20 protein-coding genes and 1 riboswitch are annotated in these 18,933 nt (G+C 66.5%); of the genes, 12 read left to right on the top strand and 8 right to left on the bottom strand.

Annotated elements, in window-relative coordinates:
• Positions 1-40 precede the first annotated feature (40 nt).
• On the bottom strand, positions 41-370 hold the full coding sequence (locus ACFVTX_RS05740; protein WP_386898593.1) for a hypothetical protein: 330 nt from the start codon (positions 368-370) through the stop codon (positions 41-43).
• 203 nt (positions 371-573) lie between these two features.
• Between ACFVTX_RS05740 and ACFVTX_RS05735 the strand changes: the two genes are divergently transcribed.
• The 5 genes from ACFVTX_RS05735 (at position 574) to ACFVTX_RS05715 (ending at position 5,366) form a co-directional block, all read left to right on the top strand.
• Complete coding sequence (locus ACFVTX_RS05735) at positions 574-930, top strand: PH domain-containing protein (RefSeq protein WP_386898592.1); 357 nt, start codon at positions 574-576, stop codon at positions 928-930.
• A gap of 36 nt (positions 931-966) precedes the next feature.
• On the top strand, positions 967-2,319 hold the full coding sequence (locus ACFVTX_RS05730) for a hypothetical protein (protein WP_386898591.1): 1,353 nt from the start codon (positions 967-969) through the stop codon (positions 2,317-2,319).
• Positions 2,320-2,387: 68 nt separating this feature from the next.
• Entirely contained in the window at positions 2,388-2,945 is a 558-nt protein-coding gene (locus ACFVTX_RS05725; protein ID WP_386898590.1) for an SMI1/KNR4 family protein, read from the top strand.
• A 49-nt stretch (positions 2,946-2,994) separates the two neighbouring features.
• A complete protein-coding gene (locus ACFVTX_RS05720) occupies positions 2,995-4,248 on the top strand; it encodes a hypothetical protein (RefSeq protein ID WP_386898589.1) in 1,254 nt (417 codons plus the stop codon).
• 185 nt (positions 4,249-4,433) lie between these two features.
• The gene (locus ACFVTX_RS05715) at positions 4,434-5,366 is read left to right on the top strand and encodes a DMT family transporter (protein WP_386898588.1); all 933 of its coding nucleotides are present in this window, start codon (positions 4,434-4,436) and stop codon (positions 5,364-5,366) included.
• Between the two features lie 11 nt (positions 5,367-5,377).
• Here ACFVTX_RS05715 and ACFVTX_RS05710 read toward each other — a convergent pair whose 3' ends face one another.
• Positions 5,378-5,692 (bottom strand): hypothetical protein, encoded by a 315-nt coding sequence (locus ACFVTX_RS05710; RefSeq protein WP_386898587.1) that lies wholly within the window; start codon positions 5,690-5,692, stop codon positions 5,378-5,380.
• A gap of 199 nt (positions 5,693-5,891) precedes the next feature.
• Positions 5,892-6,006, top strand: a riboswitch (SAM riboswitch).
• A gap of 33 nt (positions 6,007-6,039) precedes the next feature.
• On the opposite strand from ACFVTX_RS05710, the gene ACFVTX_RS05705 reads away from it, so the two are divergent.
• Positions 6,040-6,603, top strand: coding sequence for a hypothetical protein (locus ACFVTX_RS05705; RefSeq protein WP_386898586.1), 564 nt, complete (start codon positions 6,040-6,042; stop codon positions 6,601-6,603).
• Between the two features lie 60 nt (positions 6,604-6,663).
• Here ACFVTX_RS05705 and ACFVTX_RS05700 read toward each other — a convergent pair whose 3' ends face one another.
• Positions 6,664-6,867 carry a hypothetical protein gene (locus tag ACFVTX_RS05700; protein ID WP_386898585.1) on the bottom strand — a complete coding sequence of 68 codons (204 nt, stop codon included), beginning with the start codon at positions 6,865-6,867 and terminating at the stop codon, positions 6,664-6,666.
• A gap of 234 nt (positions 6,868-7,101) precedes the next feature.
• Here ACFVTX_RS05700 and ACFVTX_RS05695 point away from each other — a divergent pair, with 234 nt between their 5' ends.
• The 3 genes from ACFVTX_RS05695 to ACFVTX_RS05685 all read left to right on the top strand — a co-directional run bounded on the left by ACFVTX_RS05695 (position 7,102) and on the right by ACFVTX_RS05685 (position 10,506).
• Complete coding sequence (locus ACFVTX_RS05695; RefSeq protein ID WP_386898584.1) at positions 7,102-8,400, top strand: FAD-binding oxidoreductase; 1,299 nt, start codon at positions 7,102-7,104, stop codon at positions 8,398-8,400.
• Between the two features lie 95 nt (positions 8,401-8,495).
• Positions 8,496-8,798 (top strand): nucleotide pyrophosphohydrolase, encoded by a 303-nt coding sequence (locus tag ACFVTX_RS05690; RefSeq protein ID WP_386898583.1) that lies wholly within the window; start codon positions 8,496-8,498, stop codon positions 8,796-8,798.
• Between the two features lie 79 nt (positions 8,799-8,877).
• Complete coding sequence (locus ACFVTX_RS05685) at positions 8,878-10,506, top strand: DNA/RNA helicase domain-containing protein (protein ID WP_386898582.1); 1,629 nt, start codon at positions 8,878-8,880, stop codon at positions 10,504-10,506.
• 606 nt (positions 10,507-11,112) lie between these two features.
• Here the strand turns inward: ACFVTX_RS05685 and ACFVTX_RS05680 are convergent.
• From ACFVTX_RS05680 to ACFVTX_RS05665, 4 genes are read right to left on the bottom strand one after another with little or no spacing between them, the layout of a single operon-like run.
• Positions 11,113-11,997 carry an HNH endonuclease gene (locus tag ACFVTX_RS05680; protein ID WP_386898581.1) on the bottom strand — a complete coding sequence of 295 codons (885 nt, stop codon included), beginning with the start codon at positions 11,995-11,997 and terminating at the stop codon, positions 11,113-11,115.
• Positions 11,994-12,449 (bottom strand): very short patch repair endonuclease, encoded by a 456-nt coding sequence (locus ACFVTX_RS05675; RefSeq protein WP_386898580.1) that lies wholly within the window; start codon positions 12,447-12,449, stop codon positions 11,994-11,996. Before ACFVTX_RS05675 ends, ACFVTX_RS05680 begins: the two co-directional genes overlap by 4 nt.
• On the bottom strand, positions 12,442-12,600 hold the full coding sequence (locus tag ACFVTX_RS05670; protein ID WP_386898579.1) for a hypothetical protein: 159 nt from the start codon (positions 12,598-12,600) through the stop codon (positions 12,442-12,444). Before ACFVTX_RS05670 ends, ACFVTX_RS05675 begins: the two co-directional genes overlap by 8 nt.
• 47 nt (positions 12,601-12,647) lie before the next feature.
• Positions 12,648-13,742 carry a DNA cytosine methyltransferase gene (locus ACFVTX_RS05665; RefSeq protein ID WP_386898578.1) on the bottom strand — a complete coding sequence of 365 codons (1,095 nt, stop codon included), beginning with the start codon at positions 13,740-13,742 and terminating at the stop codon, positions 12,648-12,650.
• A gap of 296 nt (positions 13,743-14,038) precedes the next feature.
• Between ACFVTX_RS05665 and ACFVTX_RS05660 the strand changes: the two genes are divergently transcribed.
• Positions 14,039-16,129 carry an ATP-binding protein gene (locus ACFVTX_RS05660; protein WP_386898577.1) on the top strand — a complete coding sequence of 697 codons (2,091 nt, stop codon included), beginning with the start codon at positions 14,039-14,041 and terminating at the stop codon, positions 16,127-16,129.
• Between the two features lie 231 nt (positions 16,130-16,360).
• Here the strand turns inward: ACFVTX_RS05660 and ACFVTX_RS05655 are convergent, their stop codons facing one another.
• Entirely contained in the window at positions 16,361-16,876 is a 516-nt protein-coding gene (locus ACFVTX_RS05655) for a hypothetical protein (protein ID WP_386898576.1), read from the bottom strand.
• A gap of 174 nt (positions 16,877-17,050) precedes the next feature.
• On the opposite strand from ACFVTX_RS05655, the gene ACFVTX_RS05650 reads away from it, so the two are divergent.
• Positions 17,051-18,298: a sensor histidine kinase gene (locus ACFVTX_RS05650; protein WP_386898575.1), complete on the top strand. Its 1,248-nt coding sequence runs from the start codon at positions 17,051-17,053 to the stop codon at positions 18,296-18,298.
• Positions 18,295-18,933, top strand: coding sequence for a DNA-binding response regulator (locus tag ACFVTX_RS05645; protein WP_386898574.1), 639 nt, complete (start codon positions 18,295-18,297; stop codon positions 18,931-18,933). The genes ACFVTX_RS05650 and ACFVTX_RS05645 overlap by 4 nt, the downstream gene beginning before the upstream one ends.

Raw genomic sequence — 18,933 nt, 5'->3', positions numbered from 1 at the left:
GGAGCGCCGCCGCGAAGCGGCGACGCGTCTCGAAACCCCCCTACGCCCCGCGCTTCTCCGCCCGTCGCGTCGCCCGGCGCCGTTCGAGCGCCGCGTACCCCTTGAACATCAGCGGCATGACCCAGTACGCGGCGATCGGGACGACGATGAGCGTGAGTACGAGGGCCCGCAGCACGGGATGCCAGCCCGTCACGAGCGGTTCCGACACCATGCCGACGATGGCGACGAGCGGAAAGATCGTGAGCCACACGATGAGCGCCGAGACGTGGATGTTCGGCCGGGCCAGCGGCGGTGGCATCGTCGGCGCGGCCTGCTCGGCGGGTTCTCGGTTCGGCACGGGCGCGCCGTGCTCGGGTGGTGTGGTCGACATCTCGGCCTCCGTGATCGGGGCGAGGTCGCAGGCCGCGGCGAGGCGCGCGGGCGCGACCGACTCGTCCCATTCTCCTCCCGGGTCGGGGGAGCCGCCACGACAGTTGTTGCTGGTCTCGGCCAGTAGGCTGCGAACCGTGCGCGCCGCGTCGGCGCGATCACGATTCAGCTGAAGAGAGGCCTTTGACGGTGGAGACTGCCCCGATGCTCGCGTGGACCCTGCGTAACGAGATCCCGATCCCTGCCGACATCACTCCGCTGCTGGTCGAGGGCGAGCAGGCGGTCGCGTCGTTCCAGACGTTCCGCGACTCGGCGACGTTCACGACGAAGCGTCTCATCGTGCGCGACTCGCAGGGCATCACCGGCAAGAAGGTCGAGATCACCTCGCTGCCGTACAGCTCGATCAACATGTGGTCGACCGAGAACGCCGGCGGCCTGCTCGACCGCGACGCCGAGGTCGAGCTCTGGACCCGCGCCGGCCACATCAAGGTCAAGCTCACGAAGGGCGCCGACATCCGCCGCATCGACAGCCTGCTCGCGTGGGCGGTGCTGCAGCACTGAGCCTCGCCCGCAGCGGGTGCTCGTAGGATCATTCCCATGGCCGGATTCTGGGGCAAGCGCAAACGCGAAGAGCAGGAACTCGCGGCGCAGGACGCCGATCTCGCGAAGCGGGCCGGCAGCGCCCTGGTCGCCGCCGATGAGCGGGTGCGCGTCACCGCCGACGAGCTCGCCTTCGCCGAGGCCGAGCTCGGGCAGGGAGCGACGGCCGAGCTGCGCGTCGCCCTCGGTTCGGTGCGCGAGCACCTCGGTGAGGCGTTCCGGCTGAACCAGCTGAACTTCGATCACGTGCCCGACACCGCCGAGGAGCTGCGCACCCGCAACGCCCGCATCGTGCAGCTGTGCGAGTGGGCCGAGGACGTGCTCGACGAGCGCACGGCCGCGCTCGCCGACCAGATCGCGCGGGCGCGTCGCGCCCCCGAGATCATCGCCGGCGTGCAAGCGGATGTCACGCGCCTCCGCGCACGCGTGCCGCAGGCGCGCGACACCGTCGGGCGTCTCGCCGCCCGCTACTCGTCCGACGCGCTCGCCCAGGTCGCGGCGAACGCGGGGGAGGCCGAACAGCTGCTCGGCTTCGCCGAACACGGCGTCGGCGTGGCCGAGCGTCGCCGCGATGCGGGGCAGCGCGAGCAGGCGAATCTCGCGCTCGAGGCCGCGACCGAGTCGGTGCGCCGCGCCACCGCGCTCCTCGACGCGGTCGAGAGCTTCGAGGTCGAGGCGTTGAAGGCCGAATCGACCCTCGCCGCGATCATCGAAGACTCGCGCGGCGACCTCGTGGCCGCGAGCGATGCGCCGCAGACCCGTGAGGTCGTCGCCGCAGCATCCGAACTGAAGGCGGCGCTCGCCGCCCTGCCCGCCGCCGGAGTCAACACCGACCCCTTCACGCACCTCACCTCGCTGCGCACGGCGAACACCGCCCTCGACGCGGCGATCGCGACGGCCCGCGCCCGCGCCGGGCGCCCCATCCCGCTGCTCGAGCACGTGCACCACGCCATCGACGACGCCGACCGTCAGCTCGCCGTCGCCCGCAACGTGATCACCGGCCACCGCGGCTGGATCGGCGCCGACGCTCGTACCCGCCTCGCCGAGGCCGAGCGCGTGCGCTTCGACCTCGACCAGTTCCTCGGCACCGCCGCCGCGACGGTCGCCGGCATCGACGAGGAGCACCGCGAGCAGGCCATGCTCATGGCGCGCCGCGCCGCGACCCTCGCCGCCGAGGCCCTGCAGCTCGCGCAGCGCGACATCGACTCGTCGCGCCCGCAGGGCGGCCCCGGCCAGTGGGGCGGCCCGGGCGACTGGGGTGGCGGCCGTCGCAGCGGCAGCTCCGACGTGCTCGGCGGAATCCTCGGCGGCCTCGTCATCGGCAGCGTGCTCGACGGGTTCTTCGACTGACCGCTGCCGGCCCCAGCCGGTCGAGTAGCGAAGCGTATCGAGACCCCTTGAGCGAAGCGAACGAATGCATGACCACCGCCCGCGCCTACCTCACCGCGGTCGCGGACACCTACCGCGAGCTCGACGCGTCGCTGGAGTTGCGAGCCCCGCTGGCCGACGAGGAGCGAGACGAACTGCTCGCGCCGCTAGGCGGCCGGGTACCGCGCTGGCTCGTCGAGCTGTGGCAGGTCGCCGACGGCGGGCCGAGCTACAGCCCGGCGTTCGCGCGGCCGGGCTTCTTCACCGGTGTCGACTTCCTGTCGCTGTCGCAGGCCGTCGCGCTGCGCAACCGCCTTCGTGACCTCGCCGGAAACTTCACGGGATGGCAGGAGCCGACCCCTCGCGACGGCCGGATCCGCCCGGGATGGTTCCCCGACTCGTGGGTTCCATTCGGGGCCTTCGGCGGGAGCACGATCGTGCTGTTCGCCGATTGCGACCCGGCACCCGGGGGCGAGATCGGCCAGGTGATCGCCTACGTGCACGACCCCGACCAGATCTCGTTGCTCGCACCCGACGGCGAGGCGTTCCTTGCCGCATCGCTCGAGTGGTTCCGCGAACACGCGGAAGAGTTCGTGCCCGAAGAGTGAAGCTCGGCGGGCCGTAGCGGGTTCTGCGTGCCGATCGTAAAATCGCAGCATGACCGGGTTCCGGGTCAGGCGCCGACTTGGCGCACACAGACTCGAGGCACACGACGCCGATCTGGCGAAGCGGGCCGGAGCGGCGCTGTTCGCGGCCGACGAGCGCATCCGCGTCGCCGCCGACGAGCTCGCCTTCGCCGAGGCCGAGCTGGGCGCCGGCGCGATCCAACGGTCGAGCGAAGCACTCGTCGCCGTGCGCGGCGACCTGAACACCGCCTTCCTCCTGAACCGGCTCAACCACGAGGCGATGCCCGGCACGGTCGACGAGGTGCGCGCTCGATACGAGCGCATCGTGCAGCTGTGCGAATCGGCCGCAGGCGTGCTCGATGAGCAGATCGCCGCGATCACCGAGCGGATCGCGCGGGCGCGACGCGAACCCGAGTTCGTCGCCGGTCTCCGCGCGGAGATCGAGCGGCTGCGCGCTCGCGTGCCGCTCGTTCACGAGACGATCGGATGCCTCGCGGCCCGCTATGCACGGGAGGCGCTCGTCACGGTCGAGGCCGACGCTGCAGAGGCCGAGCGACTTCTCGCCTTCGCGGAGCACAGTCTGCGTGTCGCCGAGCGACGTCGCGATGCGGGGGTGCGTGATCAGGCGCAGCTCGCGCTCGAGGCATCCGCCGAATCGGTGCACCGCGCAGCCGCGATGCTCGACGCGGTGGAGACCTTCGAGGTCGAGGCGCTGCGCGCCGAATCCGCCTTGGCTGCGATCGTCGAGGAGTCTCGTCGGCACATCGCCGTGGCGCTCGAGACGCCCCCTTCGCGTGGGATCTCAACCGCGATCGACGAATTGCAGGCAGCCCTCGCGGGCCTCCCGCCTGAGGTCAACACCGACCCCTTCGCCCACCTGCGTCGAGTCAGCACGGCTCATGCGGCTTTGGAATCGGCGATGGCGGCGGCGCTCGAGCGAGCGATGATCCCCATCTCGCCCGTCGACCGCGTGAGCCCGGCGATCGAGGCCGCCGACCGAAAGCTCGAGGTCGCCCGAGACGCCATCGCCCGCAATCCGGGCCGAATCGGCGCCGAGGCCATGAAGGCGCTGGCCGAGTCCGAGCGCATCCGCATCGACCTCGGCCACTACCTCGGCAGCCCCGCAGTGGCGGTATCGGTGACCGACCAGGATCACCAGGCGCAGGTGGTGGCGATGGCCCGGCGTGCCGCGTTCCTCGCGAGCGAGGCCCTCTTCCTGGCGCGGCGCGACATCGACGCCTCCCGACACCACGGCGTCCGCCTCCTGACTCCGTCGGTCGAGTAGCGACGAAGGACTCCGTCGGTCGAGTAGCGACGCAGGAGCATCCCGTCGGTCGAGTAGCGACGAAGGAGCGTATCGAGACCACCCGCGCGTGCCGCACCAGCGATGTCGTTCGTTTGGCGGGAATTCGCGCCACATCGTCGGTCTCGCCGGGGTCGGTGCCGCTCGCAGAGCGCCAGAATGATCAAGTGACTCGCCGCGGACTGTTCCTCTTCATCGCGCTTGGAATCGCGTGGGGCATCCCATATCTCTTCATCAAGGTCGCCGTGTCGGAGCTCGACCCGGGCATGGTAGTGCTCGCCCGCTCCGGCCTCGCGGCGATCCTGCTGCTGCCGCTCGCGCTGTTCCGCCATGAGGTCGGCCCGGTGCTGCGCCGCTGGAAGCCGATGCTCGCGTACACCCTCGTCGAGATCGTGCTTCCCTGGTACTTCTTGAGCTCGGCCGAGCAGACTCTGCCGAGCTCGACCGCCGGCCTGCTGCTCGCCGCGGTGCCGCTCGCCGGTGTCGGCATTGCCTTCCTCATGGGGCGCCCCGAGCGTCTCTCGGGCACGAACTGGCTCGGCATCGCGGTCGGCATGCTCGGTGTCGCCGCGCTCGTCGGCCTGGATGTCGCGGGGTCGGACCTCTTCGCCGTCGCCCAGATGAGCGTGGTCGTCGTCGGATACGCGCTCGGCCCGGCGATCCTCGCCCGCTGGATGCCCGACCTGCCCGGCATCGGCATCGTCGCCGTCTCGCTCGCGGGCGCCGCCATCGCGTACCTGCCGTTCGTGCTGGTGACCGAAGGCGTGCCGACGGCCTGGCCGTCCACGCCCGTCATCGTCTCGGTGATCGTGCTCGCCGTGATCTGCAGCGCGCTCGCGTTCCTGCTCATGGTCGGGCTCATCGCCGAGATCGGCCCGGTCAAGGCGACCACGATCACCTACGTCAACCCGGCCGTCGCGATCATCGCCGGCGTCGTCGTGCTGGGGGAGCGGGTCACAGTGTGGACGGTCGTCGGATTCGTGCTCGTGCTGGCCGGGTCGTATCTCGTGACGAAGAAGGTACGTGGGGTAGCGGCGCCACCCACGGTGATCAATGGGTCAGAGGCGTCGTCGGATGCCGCTGCAGGGCGCCGCTCGTAGTCCTGACTGGACTAGTTTCGGCGAAGCCGAATCGTCTGGTGGATGGCCTGGATGATCGCGACGAGCGGAAGCACCAGGAAGAAGTACAGCCCAAACGTCGCGAGCACGAGGTACACACCGGTCAGGAGCAGCGTGACATCGCTGCCGTTGATCAATCCGACGATGGCGAGCGCGGCGCCGACGAGACCGGGGACGGCGCTGAGGATATACAGCGCCACCAGCGCCGGAGGAGTGGGGATGCGCTGAGGCTGGGCAGCCTCCCTGGACCCGCTCACCGGTGCCGACTGATGAGTCACCGTGGTCTCGTACCCCGGAAAGCTGCTCATGTTCTCCCTCACCAATGACGCTGATTGACGGCCGTGGCGCACGACCACCGTCAGTCTGGCCTGTCGAGACTCGTCAATCGCGTGGCTGGTTGACCCCAGAATGGGGGTGATTCCGCCTCGCGAGTCGCTCCACGCGCGGGCCGGCTGTGCAGGTCCGAACATGGCCGGATGTCACCGGCATCCCCTAGTCTCATCTCAGGTTCACGAGTGGCAGCTTCCGGTACCTGGCCGGCTGCCCGGCAACCCCCTCCGTCGAGCGGGGTGCCCCAGGGGAAGAACTGGCCCGTGGCATCCGTCTCGGGCAAGTCGACGGAGGTGACGCGCCTCCGAACGAGAGGGGTTTCGCCATGCCCGTAGACGAGTCTTTCGAGGCCGTACCTGACCAGCCCCGGTTCGAGACCGCCCGGGAGGCGCTCGAACGTTCGCCCGGCTACTCGCGCAAGCGTGAGCGCCGTCCGTGGGGCGAGGTTCCGCAGCACCTCCGGCTCGACTGGTGCCGCGCGCTGCTGGATTTCCCGACCTTCTTCCCCGGTGCGATGTGGATGAGCATCTCTGCGCGAACCATCCGGGCAGACAAGGTCTCCGACGCCGTCTTCCAGTGGGCGTGGCAGGCCGACGACTTCCACCGCGTCGGATTCACCGCCGATGACTGGTACCTGCTTCGGCTCTGCGTCGATCGCCGCCTCGACGACCTGCTCTCCCGCGAGGATGGCCGCTTCGTCATCGACACCACCAGGTTCGAGTATCGAACGATCACGCTCATCGCCGAGGACTGGGCCGACTGGTTGACGCTCCGTCGAGCCGGGGTGACGCCGAAGCGCGCCCTCGACCTCCTCGTCGACGGCGACATGCGTTCCTGGCCGCGCGGCGGAATCTTCCAGTTCGGCGAAGATCCGGTCACCGAGAGCTGAGCGGATGCCACGACCGGCCGCCGCGCGTCGCGCGCGCGTCGCGCGGCGGCTGGTCATCGCTCAGAGCCCGAGCGCCTCAGCGAGCCGTCGCTGCAGCGATCGGATGTGCGCGTGCACGTCGGGCAGCAGCGTCTCGACGACGATATCGACGAGCACGAACGCCTCATCCTCGTTGCCCGGGCACTCGGGATCGGTGCACTTGCACGGGTAGTTGAGGTTCAGGAACTCTTCCACGCGGGCCACGGCCACCTGCTTGTCGGTCATCTCTCACTCCTTCTCGCCTTTCGGCGTCGCTGACCGGCCGCGGGACGCGGCTCGGTATCAAGGAGGAGCGGATGGCTCATCGCCATCATGGCGGAGACGACCGACATCGCACCCCCTTGAGCCGGTCGAGTAGGCGCGAAGCGCCGTATCGAGACCGCCGCCCGTCGCCCGCAGCCCTTGACGCCGGCGCCGGACCGGTGCATCCTCGGGCGCGAGACAGGCGGGGGAGATCGCATGCAGACGCTCGAACCAGGTGACGACGGCTACGACGACGCGCGGCGCGTCTGGAACGCGATGATCGACCGCAGGCCGAGGTACATCGTCGCCTGCTCGAGCGCCGAGGAGGTCGCCGAGGCGATCCGCTTCGCGCGGGCGAACGACCTCGAGATCGGCGTGCGCTGCGGCGGGCACAGCATCGTCGGGCATGCCGTGCCCGACGGCGGGTTGATGATCGACCTGCGTCCGATGGGCTCTGTCGAGGTGGATGCCACGACTCGACGAGCCCGCGTGCAGGGCGGTGCACTGCTCGGTGCACTCGACCGGGCCGCCCAAGCGCACGGCCTCGCGACCACTGCGGGAAACGTGTCGCACACCGGCATCGGCGGGCTCGCACTCGGCGGCGGCATGGGCTGGCTCGCCCGGCAGCACGGACTCACCTGCGACAACGTCGTCTCCTTCGAGGTCGTGACCGCCGAGGGCGAGATCCTGCGCGTCGACCGCGACCATCACCCCGACCTGTTCTGGGCGCTGCGCGGTGGCGGCGGCAACTTCGGCGTCGTGACCGAGTTCGAGTTGGTGCTGCACCCCGAGCCCGGCGACGTGCTCTCGGTCGAGTTTCTCTACCCCGTGGCATCCGGCGCTGCGGCGATGCGTCGCTGGCGCGACGAGAGCGCGGGTGCCGACCGGCGCGCGACCTACAACGCGACCATCTCCGACGGGACGCTGTCGCTCGGATTCGTCTGGGTCGGCGACCCGGTCGACGGCGAGGCCGCGGCCGCCGCCCTCGTGACCAGCCTCGCCGAGGTCGACGCCGGCTTCGAGCGGGTGATCGTGCCGATGACGTACCTCGAGCTGCAGACCCGCGAAGACGACGTCGAGGCGCACGAGTGGCGCCGGTACTGGAAGGGTCACTACTTCAGCGAGCTGCGCGACGACGTCATCGACGCGGTGCTCGCCCGTGATGGCGACGACCTGTCGAATGTGAGCGTGCAGGCGTATCGGGGAGCGATCGCCGATGTCGCGCCGGGTGAGACCGCCTTCTCGCGTCGGGACACGGCGTTCGAGTTCGTGTGTGCGTCGAAGTGGGTTGACTCGGCCGACGATGAGGCGCGCGTCGCGGGCGCACGCCGGTACGCCACGGCGCTCGAGCCGTTCGCGAGTGGCGCGTATGTCAACGCGCTGAGCGACGAGGGCTCAGCGGGAGTTCGGCGGGCGTACGCGCCCGCGCATCTCGCGCAGCTGACCGCGGTGAAGGATTCGTACGACCCTGAGAACGTGTTCCACCTGAACCAAAACATCGCGCCCTCGGTTTGAGGGGTGCCGTTTGCGGGCTCCGAAACAGCAGAGGGCCGCTCCAAGCTGCTGACTATGTCTCGGTGTACGCTCCGACAGTGGCTGATCAACGGGTGATGCGCGGGCTGAAGGCGTTCGTCGAAGAACGAGACTGGGCGCAGTTCCACTCGCCAGAGAACCTCGCGAAGAGCATCAGCATCGAGGCGGCCGAACTCCTTGAGTGCTTCCAATGGGGGTCGGACCCCTCGGCCGAGCGTGTTACCGAAGAACTCGCCGACGTGCTGACGTACTGCTTGTTGCTCGCCGACAAGCTCGGCGTCGATGCCGACCAGATCGTGCTCGACAAGCTCGAGCAGACGCGGCGCAAGTACCCGACCGACCGGTCCCGCGGGCGGAGCACGAAGTATGACCAGCTTTAGGATCGAGCACTTCCCATTCACTCGGCCCGCGATCAAGTCGTGGGCCGAGCCCGACGGCAGGCACGCGAACTGGCCGGTCGTGTACACGCTCAGCAGCAACCGCGAAATCTACGTCGGTGAGACTCTGAATGCGATCGGCCGGCTTCGCCAGCACATCGACTCCGACGCGAAGCAGCATCTCGAGGCGGCACGCATCGTCATCGACGAGACGTTCAACAAGTCGGTGTGCCTCGACCTCGAGTCGTATCTGATCCGGCTGTTCGCGGGCGACGGCAAGTACACGGTCGTGAACCGCAACGAGGGCATCACGAACGCCGACTACTTCGATCGAGTGCGATACCGGGCGACTTTCGACGAGATCTTCGAGCAGCTCCGCGCCGCGGGTATGTTCACTCGCGACATCCCCGATATCGAGAACAACGACCTGTTCAAGTTGTCGCCGTTCAAGGCACTGAACCCCGAGCAAGCTGTCGTGATGGAGGGGATCCTCGAGGGCCTGTTCGACGACCTTGACAACGGCAGGCGCGGCACGATCGTCGTGCAGGGCGACCCCGGCACGGGCAAGACGATCGTGGGCATCTTCCTCATGAAGTTGCTCCGCGACATCGAGCACGCCGATCTCGACGACCGCACCGAGAACGACTCGCTCTTCTCCGACTTCTTCACCGCCGGCTACGTCGAGATGCTGAAGGACTTCAAGATCGGCATCGTCATTCCGCAGCAGTCACTACGCAAGTCAGTGCAGAAGGTCTTCGCGAAGACGCCGCAGCTCGAGAAGGCCATGGTGCTGACGCCGTTTCAGGTCGGTGAGAGCGATGAGCAGTTCGATCTGCTCGTCGTCGACGAGGCGCACCGGCTCAACCATCGCGCGAACCAACCATCGGGCGGGCTCAACAAGAAGTTCCGCGAGATCAATGAGAAGTTGTTCGGCGCCGACGACCTCACGAAGACGCAACTCGACTGGATCCGCGCGAAGAGCCGCCACCAGGTGTTGCTGCTCGATCAGGCGCAAAGCGTACGCCCGGCCGACCTGCCCAGCCGGGTCGTCGGCCCGCTCGTGACGCAGGCGAAGGAACAGGGCCGCTTCTACCCGCTCGCCTCCCAGATGCGCGTAGCCGGCGGCGCCGACTACATCGACTTCATCAGGCGGATGCTTCGTGCCGAAGTCAGCGAACCACGCGAGTTCACCGGCTACGACTTGCGGATGTTCGACGACCTCGGCGAGATGCACGCGGCGATTCGCGCACGCGACGAAGAGCATGGTCTCGCGCGGATGGCGGCCGGATTCGCCTGGGAGTGGAAGAGCAAGAAGGATGACACAGCCTTCGACATCGAACTCGACGGCGTCTCGCTGCGGTGGAACGGCACTCAGGTTGATTGGGTCAACTCGCCGGGCGCTCTCGAAGAGGTCGGCTCGATCCATACCTTGCAGGGGTACGACCTGAACTACGCAGGTGTGATCATCGGCCCCGACCTTCGTCTCGATCCGGCGACCGGCCGCATCGTCGCCGACCTCGATTCCTACTTCGACAAGAAGGGCAAAGAGGCGAACCCCAAGCTCGGGCTCAAGTATGATGCCGACGACGTTCTGCAGTTCATCGTCAACATCTACGCGGTGCTGCTCACTCGGGGGATGAAGGGGACCTACCTATACGTGTGTGATCCCGCGCTTAGGGAGCACGTCGGCGGGGTGGTGCGGCGAGGGTAGGTCCCGCGTTCGTCCGAGTACTTGGGGTCTACCTCGACCATCCCTCGACCTGTTTGGGCGCTGCGCGATGGCGGCTGCAACTTCGGCGTCGTGACGGAATTCGGGCTGGTGCTGCACCCCGAGCCGGAGATGTGTTGTCGGGCGACGGAACGCGGTCGCTCGGCTTCGTCTGGGTCGGCGACCCGGTAGATAGTAGGGTCGCCGCCGCCGAGGTTGCCACGAGTCTCGGCGAGGTTCACGCCCAGTTCGAGCGGGTGATCGTTCCGATGACGTACCTCAGGCTGCAGACTCGAGCACTTTGCGTGACCGACTGCGGTGAAGGATCGCTACGACCCCACGAACGCGTTCCGTGTGACCAGAACGTCGTGCCCTCGGACCCGGCGGGTTAGGGGCTGCGATGGGACATCGCGGAACCAACCACTCCCGTACTCGGCTCTCACCCCAAACCAGGGCACCTGCAGGCTCCCGCGCTGCGAGTAGGACACTCGAACGGGATGGCCCTGTCGTGCCTTGTACCAGAGCTGGGAGAGGGCGCAGATGCAACCAACGATCACACAACGATGCCGTCGATCACCCGTCGATGGGATCTCCGACGTCCATTGTTCGCTACGCCGCAAACCCTTCGAATCGCCCTGCAAGGCGTTCCCGCGACGGCCAGTCGGCCTTCCGCTTCGGCAATTCGAGGGTACGCCCGTGCATGTCCTGCAGCCCGTGTCGCAGCATCGGGCCGTCGATCTCGTCGAGAAGGTCTCTATTGATGCGGATCTCGAAGTCGGGTGTGATGCCGAGCAGGTTGCGATCGTACGCGGCATGGTGGATCTTGCAGAGGGCGAGTCCGTTGGTGATCTGGGCCAGGCCTGAGAGTTCGCCATCGGCGACGATGTGAGCGGCGTCGAGCAGCTCCGCGTGCTTCAGTAAGCAGACCGCACAGGTCGACTCGTATGCGCGGAGCACGCGCGCACGGAACATCGGCTGATGCAGCCGTTGACGCACGACCCGTTCCGCGTAGCGGCGCTCGTCGGCGGTCGGAGCGAGCGGGTCTCCAAAAAAACGGAGCGTTTCGTCGAGGGCGATGTGAACCTGACGCGCGTCCGGGTCGTCGTGCACGATGTAAACGGGGTAGTAGGCCACGTAATAGCCGTCCCGTACACCGTGGAAGTAGACGAGCGGCTCATCTTGGGCGTAGGCGTTGCGGAGCTTGACATTGTCGCCGCCGTCCTTCGACTGGTACGAGTAGCGGACCAGACCATCAGGCCGGATTTCGTCGTCGTACCTGTGGTTCTTCGCGCTCGTCATGATCGACAGCGTCGAGTCGAAGTCGGCGGGGTTCCGGATGCCTCGTGCTTGATCGAGCAGCGGGATCCGCTCACCCTGGAAACGATAGTTGACAAGTTCGGCCCGGCTGAACTCGTAGGTGCCCGCGAACATGAGTTCGTCGAGCCACCGAAACACATCCTCGCGGATGGCTCGCTGCTCTTCATTCGATCTCACCGATCGCCCCCTTGCTCGGCCCGCTCCGACTTGGGGCGGACGGCTGCCTCGATAGTCGCCGCAACTCGTTCAGCGTCTTCATGCTCCCAGAACCGCAGCACTGTCCAGTCGGCGGCTCTCAATTGGGTGTCGGTGTTGCGGTCGCGCGCTATGTTCGCCGCGAGTTTCGGACCCCAGTAGTCCGCATTCTGCTTTGGATTGGTCGCATGTTCGGGGCACCCGTGCCAGAAACATCCGTCGATGAACACGGCGACCTTCGCGCGGGTGAAGACAATGTCCGCGCGACGGCGTCGCAGGCTCGGCAAGGGGGCGAGGTCCACCCGGTATCGCAAACCTCGAGCGTGCAGCAATCGCCGCACAGCGAGCTCGGTCTTTGTGTCGCGTCGTCTGTTGGCAAGCATCGACTTCCGAGTCCCATCTGAGCTCGCCCAGGATGCTCGGACCTCAGCCATTCGAGGTCGCCGGCGGATCGAGCGCGAACACGTCTACCTCTGTGCAAGACGCCCAGAATCGCTGTCCGAGCCCGAATGCAAACTCTGGGTCGCTCTTGATTTCGGGGATCTTCAAGCAAGCGGTCGAGGTTGTGTCGACGGTCGCTTCCATGCGATGCTCCTCAGCCGGTGGAGTGGCGGTGCTCGATACCGACGGGGCTATGCGAGTGCCGACGTTGGTTGAACGCTCTCCATACTGCCGAATGCACCGGCATGGAAGAGGGCCGAAAGGACCGCTGTGCCCAATTGCGGGGGCACGGCGTTTCCGATCATCGTCGCGAGCGCGCTGCGCGTCGTGCAGCTTGAGAAATCGAAATAGTCGGGGAAGCCCTGGATGCGAGCCGCCTCGTGCGCGGTAAGCGCGCGAGGCAGGTCGGGGTGCATGAAGCGACCCTGGCCGATGCTGCCGAACCCGCTCGTAATGGTCTGCGCGGGTCGATCCCAGCGCAGTCGGCCGTACATCGACTTGTAGCTGTGCGTTCCCTGGTGGCAGACCGGACGTTGCTCGTTCGGCAAGTCGTATTCGTCATTGTCGAGAAGCCATTGCATTCGTGCAATATTGTCGGCTCTCGGCTGGGGAGCACGGTCACGGGGATCGTCACTGACGATGCCCACTAGGTCGCCGATCGCCCACCGCAGGTCGTGATGACTCGAGGCGTTCTCGAGTGTGTCGAAGATTGTCTCCGGGGAGACGACGTCCTTTCGAGTGGCCAGAAGAATGTGACGGCGACGAGTCTGGGCCACGCCCAGTCGCTCCAGAGGAACTACCTGGTCCGCGACTTGGTAGTCCAGTGCGGTCAACGAGTCGCGTGCACGTTCGACAACCCCGCGCCCGTCATGACGATCCCGGAGGACGGCCGGCACATTCTCGATGAGCACCACTTCAGGGTTCAGTACTTCCGCGGCACGGATCATTCGGAGGTAGAGGGCGTTCTTCGAATCGACCCGCCGTGTGTGGTTGTTCAAATTGCTGTGCCCTTGACACGGTGGGCCGCCAACCAGCACATGGATCTTGCCGACGTCGCGAGCCGTTCGATGTTCGGTCAGCGTTAACTGGGCCCCGACATCTCCATCGAAGTGGCTCTCAACCGGCGCGGTGACAACAGCTCGTGCTTCCGGGAAGTTGCGTCGATACGCGGATGTCGCTTCCTCCGCGAAATCGACCGCGAGGGCGATATCGAGGCCATGTCCGAGAGAATGAGCTGCTTGCGCAATTCCGAGCGTGATGCCGCCGCATCCAGCGAAGAGATCCACGATCCGAAGCCTGCGGTTGCCAACATCGAACGCTGGGCGTGTCGATTCGCGAAGCGGGTAGACGTTGTCTGTTGTTGGCGAATCCACGCGTTCGAATCTACCCAATGGCCATGGAACCGCACATGATCGGCGCCAAGTCCTGGGCACTTCTTGTTGGTGGTCTGGCATTGGCCGGCTCGTGGCACGGATTGCCCGACTCCATCGGTGATCGGGCGACACGTCCACACGAGCAGGCGGCGATCGGGACCGTCCGCACGCTACGGTAGCGCCTGACAGTTGAACTTCGAGCTGAACGGATGAACGTGGTAGACGAGCACGACGACGCAGAGTTCACCTTCAGCTGGCTTGCGTTGAAGCTCCTGGGGCGAGGGCTCTACTCGAACCCATGGAGCGCACTTTCCGAACTCGTCGCTAACGGTCTCGATGCAGGTGCGAAGCATGTATATGTCTTCATCGATGCGGAAGACAAGTCGAGTGCGACGGTTGAGGTCATCGACGACGGATCAGGGATGAGCCGGGCGGATATCGAAACGTACGTTAAGGTCGGTCATAACAAGCGCAAGGATGCCGTTGCGTCCCAGGATCCGAATCCAAAGGGCCGCAAGGGCATCGGTAAGCTGGCCGCCCTGTTCTTGTCACAACACTTCTTCCTGCGCACATCTCACGTCGAGGGCGTGACGAGTTGGGAGCTCGACGCTCGCGAGGGTGCCGTGAACGACGAGGACCATCCGAAACTCCGAGCCGTCACCGAGTCGCCTAGTACTCCTAATGATGAGCTGTGGGAGTCGTTGAGCTCCGGGACGCGGATCACGATGTTGGACGTCGATCTGACGGGGTACGGCGCGCAGTCGATGAGTGCACTCGGCTCGCGTCTTGCCAATCAGTTCCTGCTCGCAACCGATTCCGGCCCGGAGGTTCTTCTCTACGTTCGAAACTCCACCAAAGACGGCGGACTCCGTTATCTACCGGTCGAGAAAGCGATCGCCTTCCGCAACTTCGCGGACGTTGCTCGACGTTTCGGTGATAGAACTGTCGTGCCCGCTGAGCTAGTTGCCCCGCTTCCGATGGTCGGGATCCCTGCGAAAGGTCTGGTTGACGACGTCTACAGGCATCAGCCTGCTCTCTACGACTTCCCTCAGGACGAGCCTGATGACGAGGCTTGGGACGAGATCAAGGCCAGAGTCAACTTCGAGAACCAGACGTATGACGGCACCCCTTACTCGCTGACCGGTTGGATCGGCGTCCACGCCACAATCGAGATGTCCGCAGCGAAGGAGAACGACGCTCGCTTCGTTCGAAACAAGTTCTACAACCCGGCACAGATCCGTGTCTATGTACGCGGAAAGTTGGCGAGCGACCGCCTCTTGGCACAACTCGGCCTGGCCGATACTTATGCGAACTACATCGAAGGGGAATTGACGTTCGATCTCCTCGATGATGATGATCTGCCAGATATTGCAACGTCGAACCGTCAGGACTTCGATGAGACAGATGGGCGAATCACCCTGTTGCGTGGTCTGGTGCGTCCGATCGTGAGGTCGCTAGTCCAACGGCGAAGGGCACTCGCAACTGAGATCGCGCGCCTGGAAAAGGCCGAGAAGGTGCGTCGGGGCGAGGTAAGCAAGCGGAACTTTGTCGAGCAGGTCCGTAACGATTTCGCACAGCACCCGGATGTTCCTGAAGCCACGAGCAATGCACTCCAGCAGGTCATCGCGAACAAGGTCCAGGGCGACATCGAATTGAAGGACCGCTTCCTGGTGTTCATCTCCCATTCGAGCAAGGACGAACTCTTCGCATCCTTCATCGACGAGGTACTCAAAGCACGTGGTGCATTCGACGAGGAGATCTTCTACACCTCGCGCACGGGTTCCACCACCGTGGTGCTTGACGATAGGGCGTTGTCGGACCTCATCAAGGAGAGCATCACCGACGCAAACACTCTGATCTTCTATCTGACGAGCAAGAACTTCATGGGTAGCCAGTACTGTCTCTTCGAGGGAGGTGCCGGCTGGGCAACCCGCTCAGTGAGCGAGTACTTGAAGCTCAACGTTGACTACGGCTCCATACCGGCGTTCCTCACGAATGGGAAGTCCGAAGCCTCAGTCCTCCCGGGCAACGAACAGCGGCTCACACCTGAGTTGCACAACTATTTGATTGAGGGCATTTTCAATCCGATGATCTCGCATCTCAACCGCGGGCGGGAGGTCTCCGGCGAAGACAGTATCGAGCCATTCGTCCGGCCGGCCTTCCCAACGCCGCTCGATATTGCCAAGTCGAAGGTGAGGATCGAGGACCATTACGACGAGATGATCGCAGAACACTGGGAGTATCTCGTCACGACGAAGCTGGCCGCATACGTTGCTAGCTACTCATCGCCTAAACCATGATGCCCACCGGGCGGGTACGTCGCCGTCGACGAGCGGCGACGGCGTAGAGCACCCGGATTGAGGCTTTCCCTGCTGGCTTCAGCGGAGCCCTGCATCGTTCGAGCGACTGCGGCCCGGGCGAAGGTGCATCGGGCCCAATATCTGTCGTAAGTTGGCGAGCGCAAAGCATGAGAAATACTCGCATGGCGGCTCTCCCGCGTCCGAGGCGGCGATGACAGGCCGCCTTACTCGTCACCGCACCCACGCCACCCCGAGTGACGCCGCCACCCCGAACACCACGCCCCAGATCACGATCGACACGATCTGCCACGCGATCACCGCATTCCGGTTCGCGCCGAACGAGACCATTGCCGCCGAGGTGAACTGGCTGGGCAGGATGAACGGGCCGAGCAGGCTCACGCCGGCAACGCCGTACTTGTCGAAGGCGCGGCGCACCTTCTCGCGGCGGGGCGAAGACGAATCGTCGAGCGAACCAGCCGCACCGCCAGCCCCGGCACCAGCCGCAGCGGCCCTCCCCGCCACGACCTTCGACCGCACCCCGTGCGCGGCGAACACGAAGCCGAGCATCGAGATCACGTTGCCGATCACGGCGACCCCGATCGCGACTGCCGGCGGCAGCCCGATCAGCACGCCGACGACCGAGCCGAAGTACGAGTCGACGAACGGGATCGCCGAGATGAGCATCACCCCGAACCACTGCATGAAGTCGGGGAGGGAGCTGGCGAAGTCCTGGAGTGCGTCGATCATGACGAGTCCTTTCAGAGGGCGAAGCGAGAAGCCTGAGCCGCAAGCGGTGCGGCGAGCTGATGCTTCAAGCCTCGGCGAATACAAAGGGACGCGGCAGTGCCGTCGCGTCACGCATTGAGGTGCAGAAACCCACGCCGCCGGCGTGACAAATGTCACGGGCATAGGCTCGAACGCATGCCTGCCGAACCCGCCGCCCGCAGCGTGCACACGACGTGGCTGTACACGCTCGCGTCGATCGTGTTCTTCTTCGGGTTCTTCGATTTGATCGTGATGCTCGCGATGGGGGAGGCGGTCATGGGTCTCGAGACGCGTCCGACTGCGTCGGGCGCTCCTCGACCAGCGGGGCTGGCCATTGCGGTGCTCGTGGCCACGATCGTCGCCACGGCGACCCAGCTGCGCTACTGCTGGTTCCTCCGGGTCGGACGCGGCGGCGGACTGCCCCACCCCGGCTGGACGGCAGCACTCATCGCCCCCGCCGCACTCGTCTGGCTCCTCGGCCTCGCAGCCCCCGGCGAGGCGCTCACCGCGGCCGTGCCGCTGTGGGCCGCGGCATCCCTCGTCGCCGCCCTGCTGCCGAAGACGCCGCGGCGACTCGTGCTGCTCGCAGCCCTCATCCTGACCATCGCGCACGTCGCGATCTTCGCTTCGCTGCACGGAGAACAAGAATGGCCGCAGAGCTCGAACACCTTCATGATCGGCCTCTTCGCCGTGATGCTGCCGATCATGCTGCTCACGAGCCTCTGGTGGTGGGAGGTCGTCGTGCAGCTCGACCGCAACCGGCGCACGGCCGCCGAGCTCGCCGTCACGCAGGAGCGGCTGCGCTTCGCCAGCGACCTGCACGACATCCAGGGGCACCACCTGCAGGTCATCTCGCTGAAGTCCGAGCTCGCCGAGCGCCTCCTCGAGATCGACCCCGCGGCCGCGCGCGAGCTCGTGCACGAGACCCGCATGATCGCGAAGGAGGCCCTCGAGGAGACCCGCTCGCTCGTCGCCGGCTACCGCACGGTCGCCTTCGACGACGAGCTCGAGAACGCCCGCGAGGTGCTCACCGCCTCGGGCGCCGCATGCGAGTTGCGGGTCGGTGCGCTCCCGGCGGATGCCGCCGCGCAGAGCGCGCTCGCCTCGGTCGTGCGCGAGGCGACGACGAACATCCTGCGCCACAGCGAGGCGACGACGGTCGCGATCACCCTCACCACGACGGGCGGTCGCTGCGAGCTGCGCATCGTCAACGACGGCATCGCACCGGCGGATGCCACGGGCTCGACGCCTGCGCGCAGCACGCGCGCCCCGGGGTCGGGGCTGGCAGGGCTCCGCGAACGACTCGCCGCGGTCGGCGGCACGCTCGAACACCACGAGGATGCCACGGCCGCCACCTTCGAGCTCACCGCCACCGTGCCCGTGCACGCCGAGGTGACCGCGTGAGCGGGGGTGTCGATGCCGCGGGGGAGGCCCGTGGCATCCGCCTGTTGATCGCCGACGACGAACACCTCATTCGCGGCGCTCTCATCGCCCTGCTGAACCTCGAACCCGACGTCGAGGTCGTCGCGCACGCCGACAACGGGGTCGCGGCCGTCGAGCAGGCGATCGCCGCGCGACCCGACGTGTGCCTGCTCGACCTCGAGATGCCCGAGGCCGACGGCATCGAGGCAGCCGCCCGCATCCTCGCGGCGGTGTCGACGCGGGTGATCATCGTGACCCGGCATGCGCGCCCGGGCGTGCTGCGGCGGGCGCTCGCGTCGAAGGTGTCGGGGTTCGTGCCGAAGTCGACGCCGGCCGAGGAGCTCGCGCACGTCATCCGCGATGTCGCCGCGGGGCGCCGCTACATCGACCCCGAGATCGCCGCCGCCGCCCTCACCGCCGAACGCTGCCCCCTCACCGACCGCGAGCTCGACGCGCTGCGCCACAGCCGCGGAACCATGAGCGTGCAGCAGATCGCCGACCGCCTGCACCTCGCGCAGGGCACCGTGCGCAACTACCTCTCCGCGGCGATGACGAAACTCGACGCCGCCTCGCGCCACGAGGCCGCCGAGAAGGCCTGGCAGCAGGGGTGGATCTGA

The sequence above is a fragment of the Agromyces sp. NPDC058136 genome (assembly GCF_042884375.1).
Classification (GTDB): domain Bacteria; phylum Actinomycetota; class Actinomycetes; order Actinomycetales; family Microbacteriaceae; genus Agromyces.
Note: the sequence above shows the minus strand (reverse complement) of the source record. Positions and strands in the feature narration are given on the sequence as shown.

Bases quoted from the DNA above. Each gene is read 5' to 3' on its own strand.
- ACFVTX_RS05740 (WP_386898593.1), bottom strand. From the start codon at position 370: ATGTCGACCACACCACCCGAGCACGGCGCGCCCGTGCCGAACCGAGAA.
- ACFVTX_RS05735 (WP_386898592.1), top strand. From the start codon at position 574: ATGCTCGCGTGGACCCTGCGTAACGAGATCCCGATCCCTGCCGACATC.
- ACFVTX_RS05730 (WP_386898591.1), top strand. From the start codon at position 967: ATGGCCGGATTCTGGGGCAAGCGCAAACGCGAAGAGCAGGAACTCGCG.
- ACFVTX_RS05725 (WP_386898590.1), top strand. From the start codon at position 2,388: ATGACCACCGCCCGCGCCTACCTCACCGCGGTCGCGGACACCTACCGC.
- ACFVTX_RS05720 (WP_386898589.1), top strand. From the start codon at position 2,995: ATGACCGGGTTCCGGGTCAGGCGCCGACTTGGCGCACACAGACTCGAG.
- ACFVTX_RS05710 (WP_386898587.1), bottom strand. From the start codon at position 5,692: ATGAGCAGCTTTCCGGGGTACGAGACCACGGTGACTCATCAGTCGGCA.
- ACFVTX_RS05705 (WP_386898586.1), top strand. From the start codon at position 6,040: ATGCCCGTAGACGAGTCTTTCGAGGCCGTACCTGACCAGCCCCGGTTC.
- ACFVTX_RS05700 (WP_386898585.1), bottom strand. From the start codon at position 6,867: ATGACCGACAAGCAGGTGGCCGTGGCCCGCGTGGAAGAGTTCCTGAAC.
- ACFVTX_RS05695 (WP_386898584.1), top strand. From the start codon at position 7,102: ATGCAGACGCTCGAACCAGGTGACGACGGCTACGACGACGCGCGGCGC.
- ACFVTX_RS05690 (WP_386898583.1), top strand. From the start codon at position 8,496: ATGCGCGGGCTGAAGGCGTTCGTCGAAGAACGAGACTGGGCGCAGTTC.
- ACFVTX_RS05675 (WP_386898580.1), bottom strand. From the start codon at position 12,449: ATGGCTGAGGTCCGAGCATCCTGGGCGAGCTCAGATGGGACTCGGAAG.
- ACFVTX_RS05670 (WP_386898579.1), bottom strand. From the start codon at position 12,600: ATGGAAGCGACCGTCGACACAACCTCGACCGCTTGCTTGAAGATCCCC.
- ACFVTX_RS05660 (WP_386898577.1), top strand. From the start codon at position 14,039: ATGAACGTGGTAGACGAGCACGACGACGCAGAGTTCACCTTCAGCTGG.
- ACFVTX_RS05655 (WP_386898576.1), bottom strand. From the start codon at position 16,876: ATGATCGACGCACTCCAGGACTTCGCCAGCTCCCTCCCCGACTTCATG.
- ACFVTX_RS05650 (WP_386898575.1), top strand. From the start codon at position 17,051: ATGCCTGCCGAACCCGCCGCCCGCAGCGTGCACACGACGTGGCTGTAC.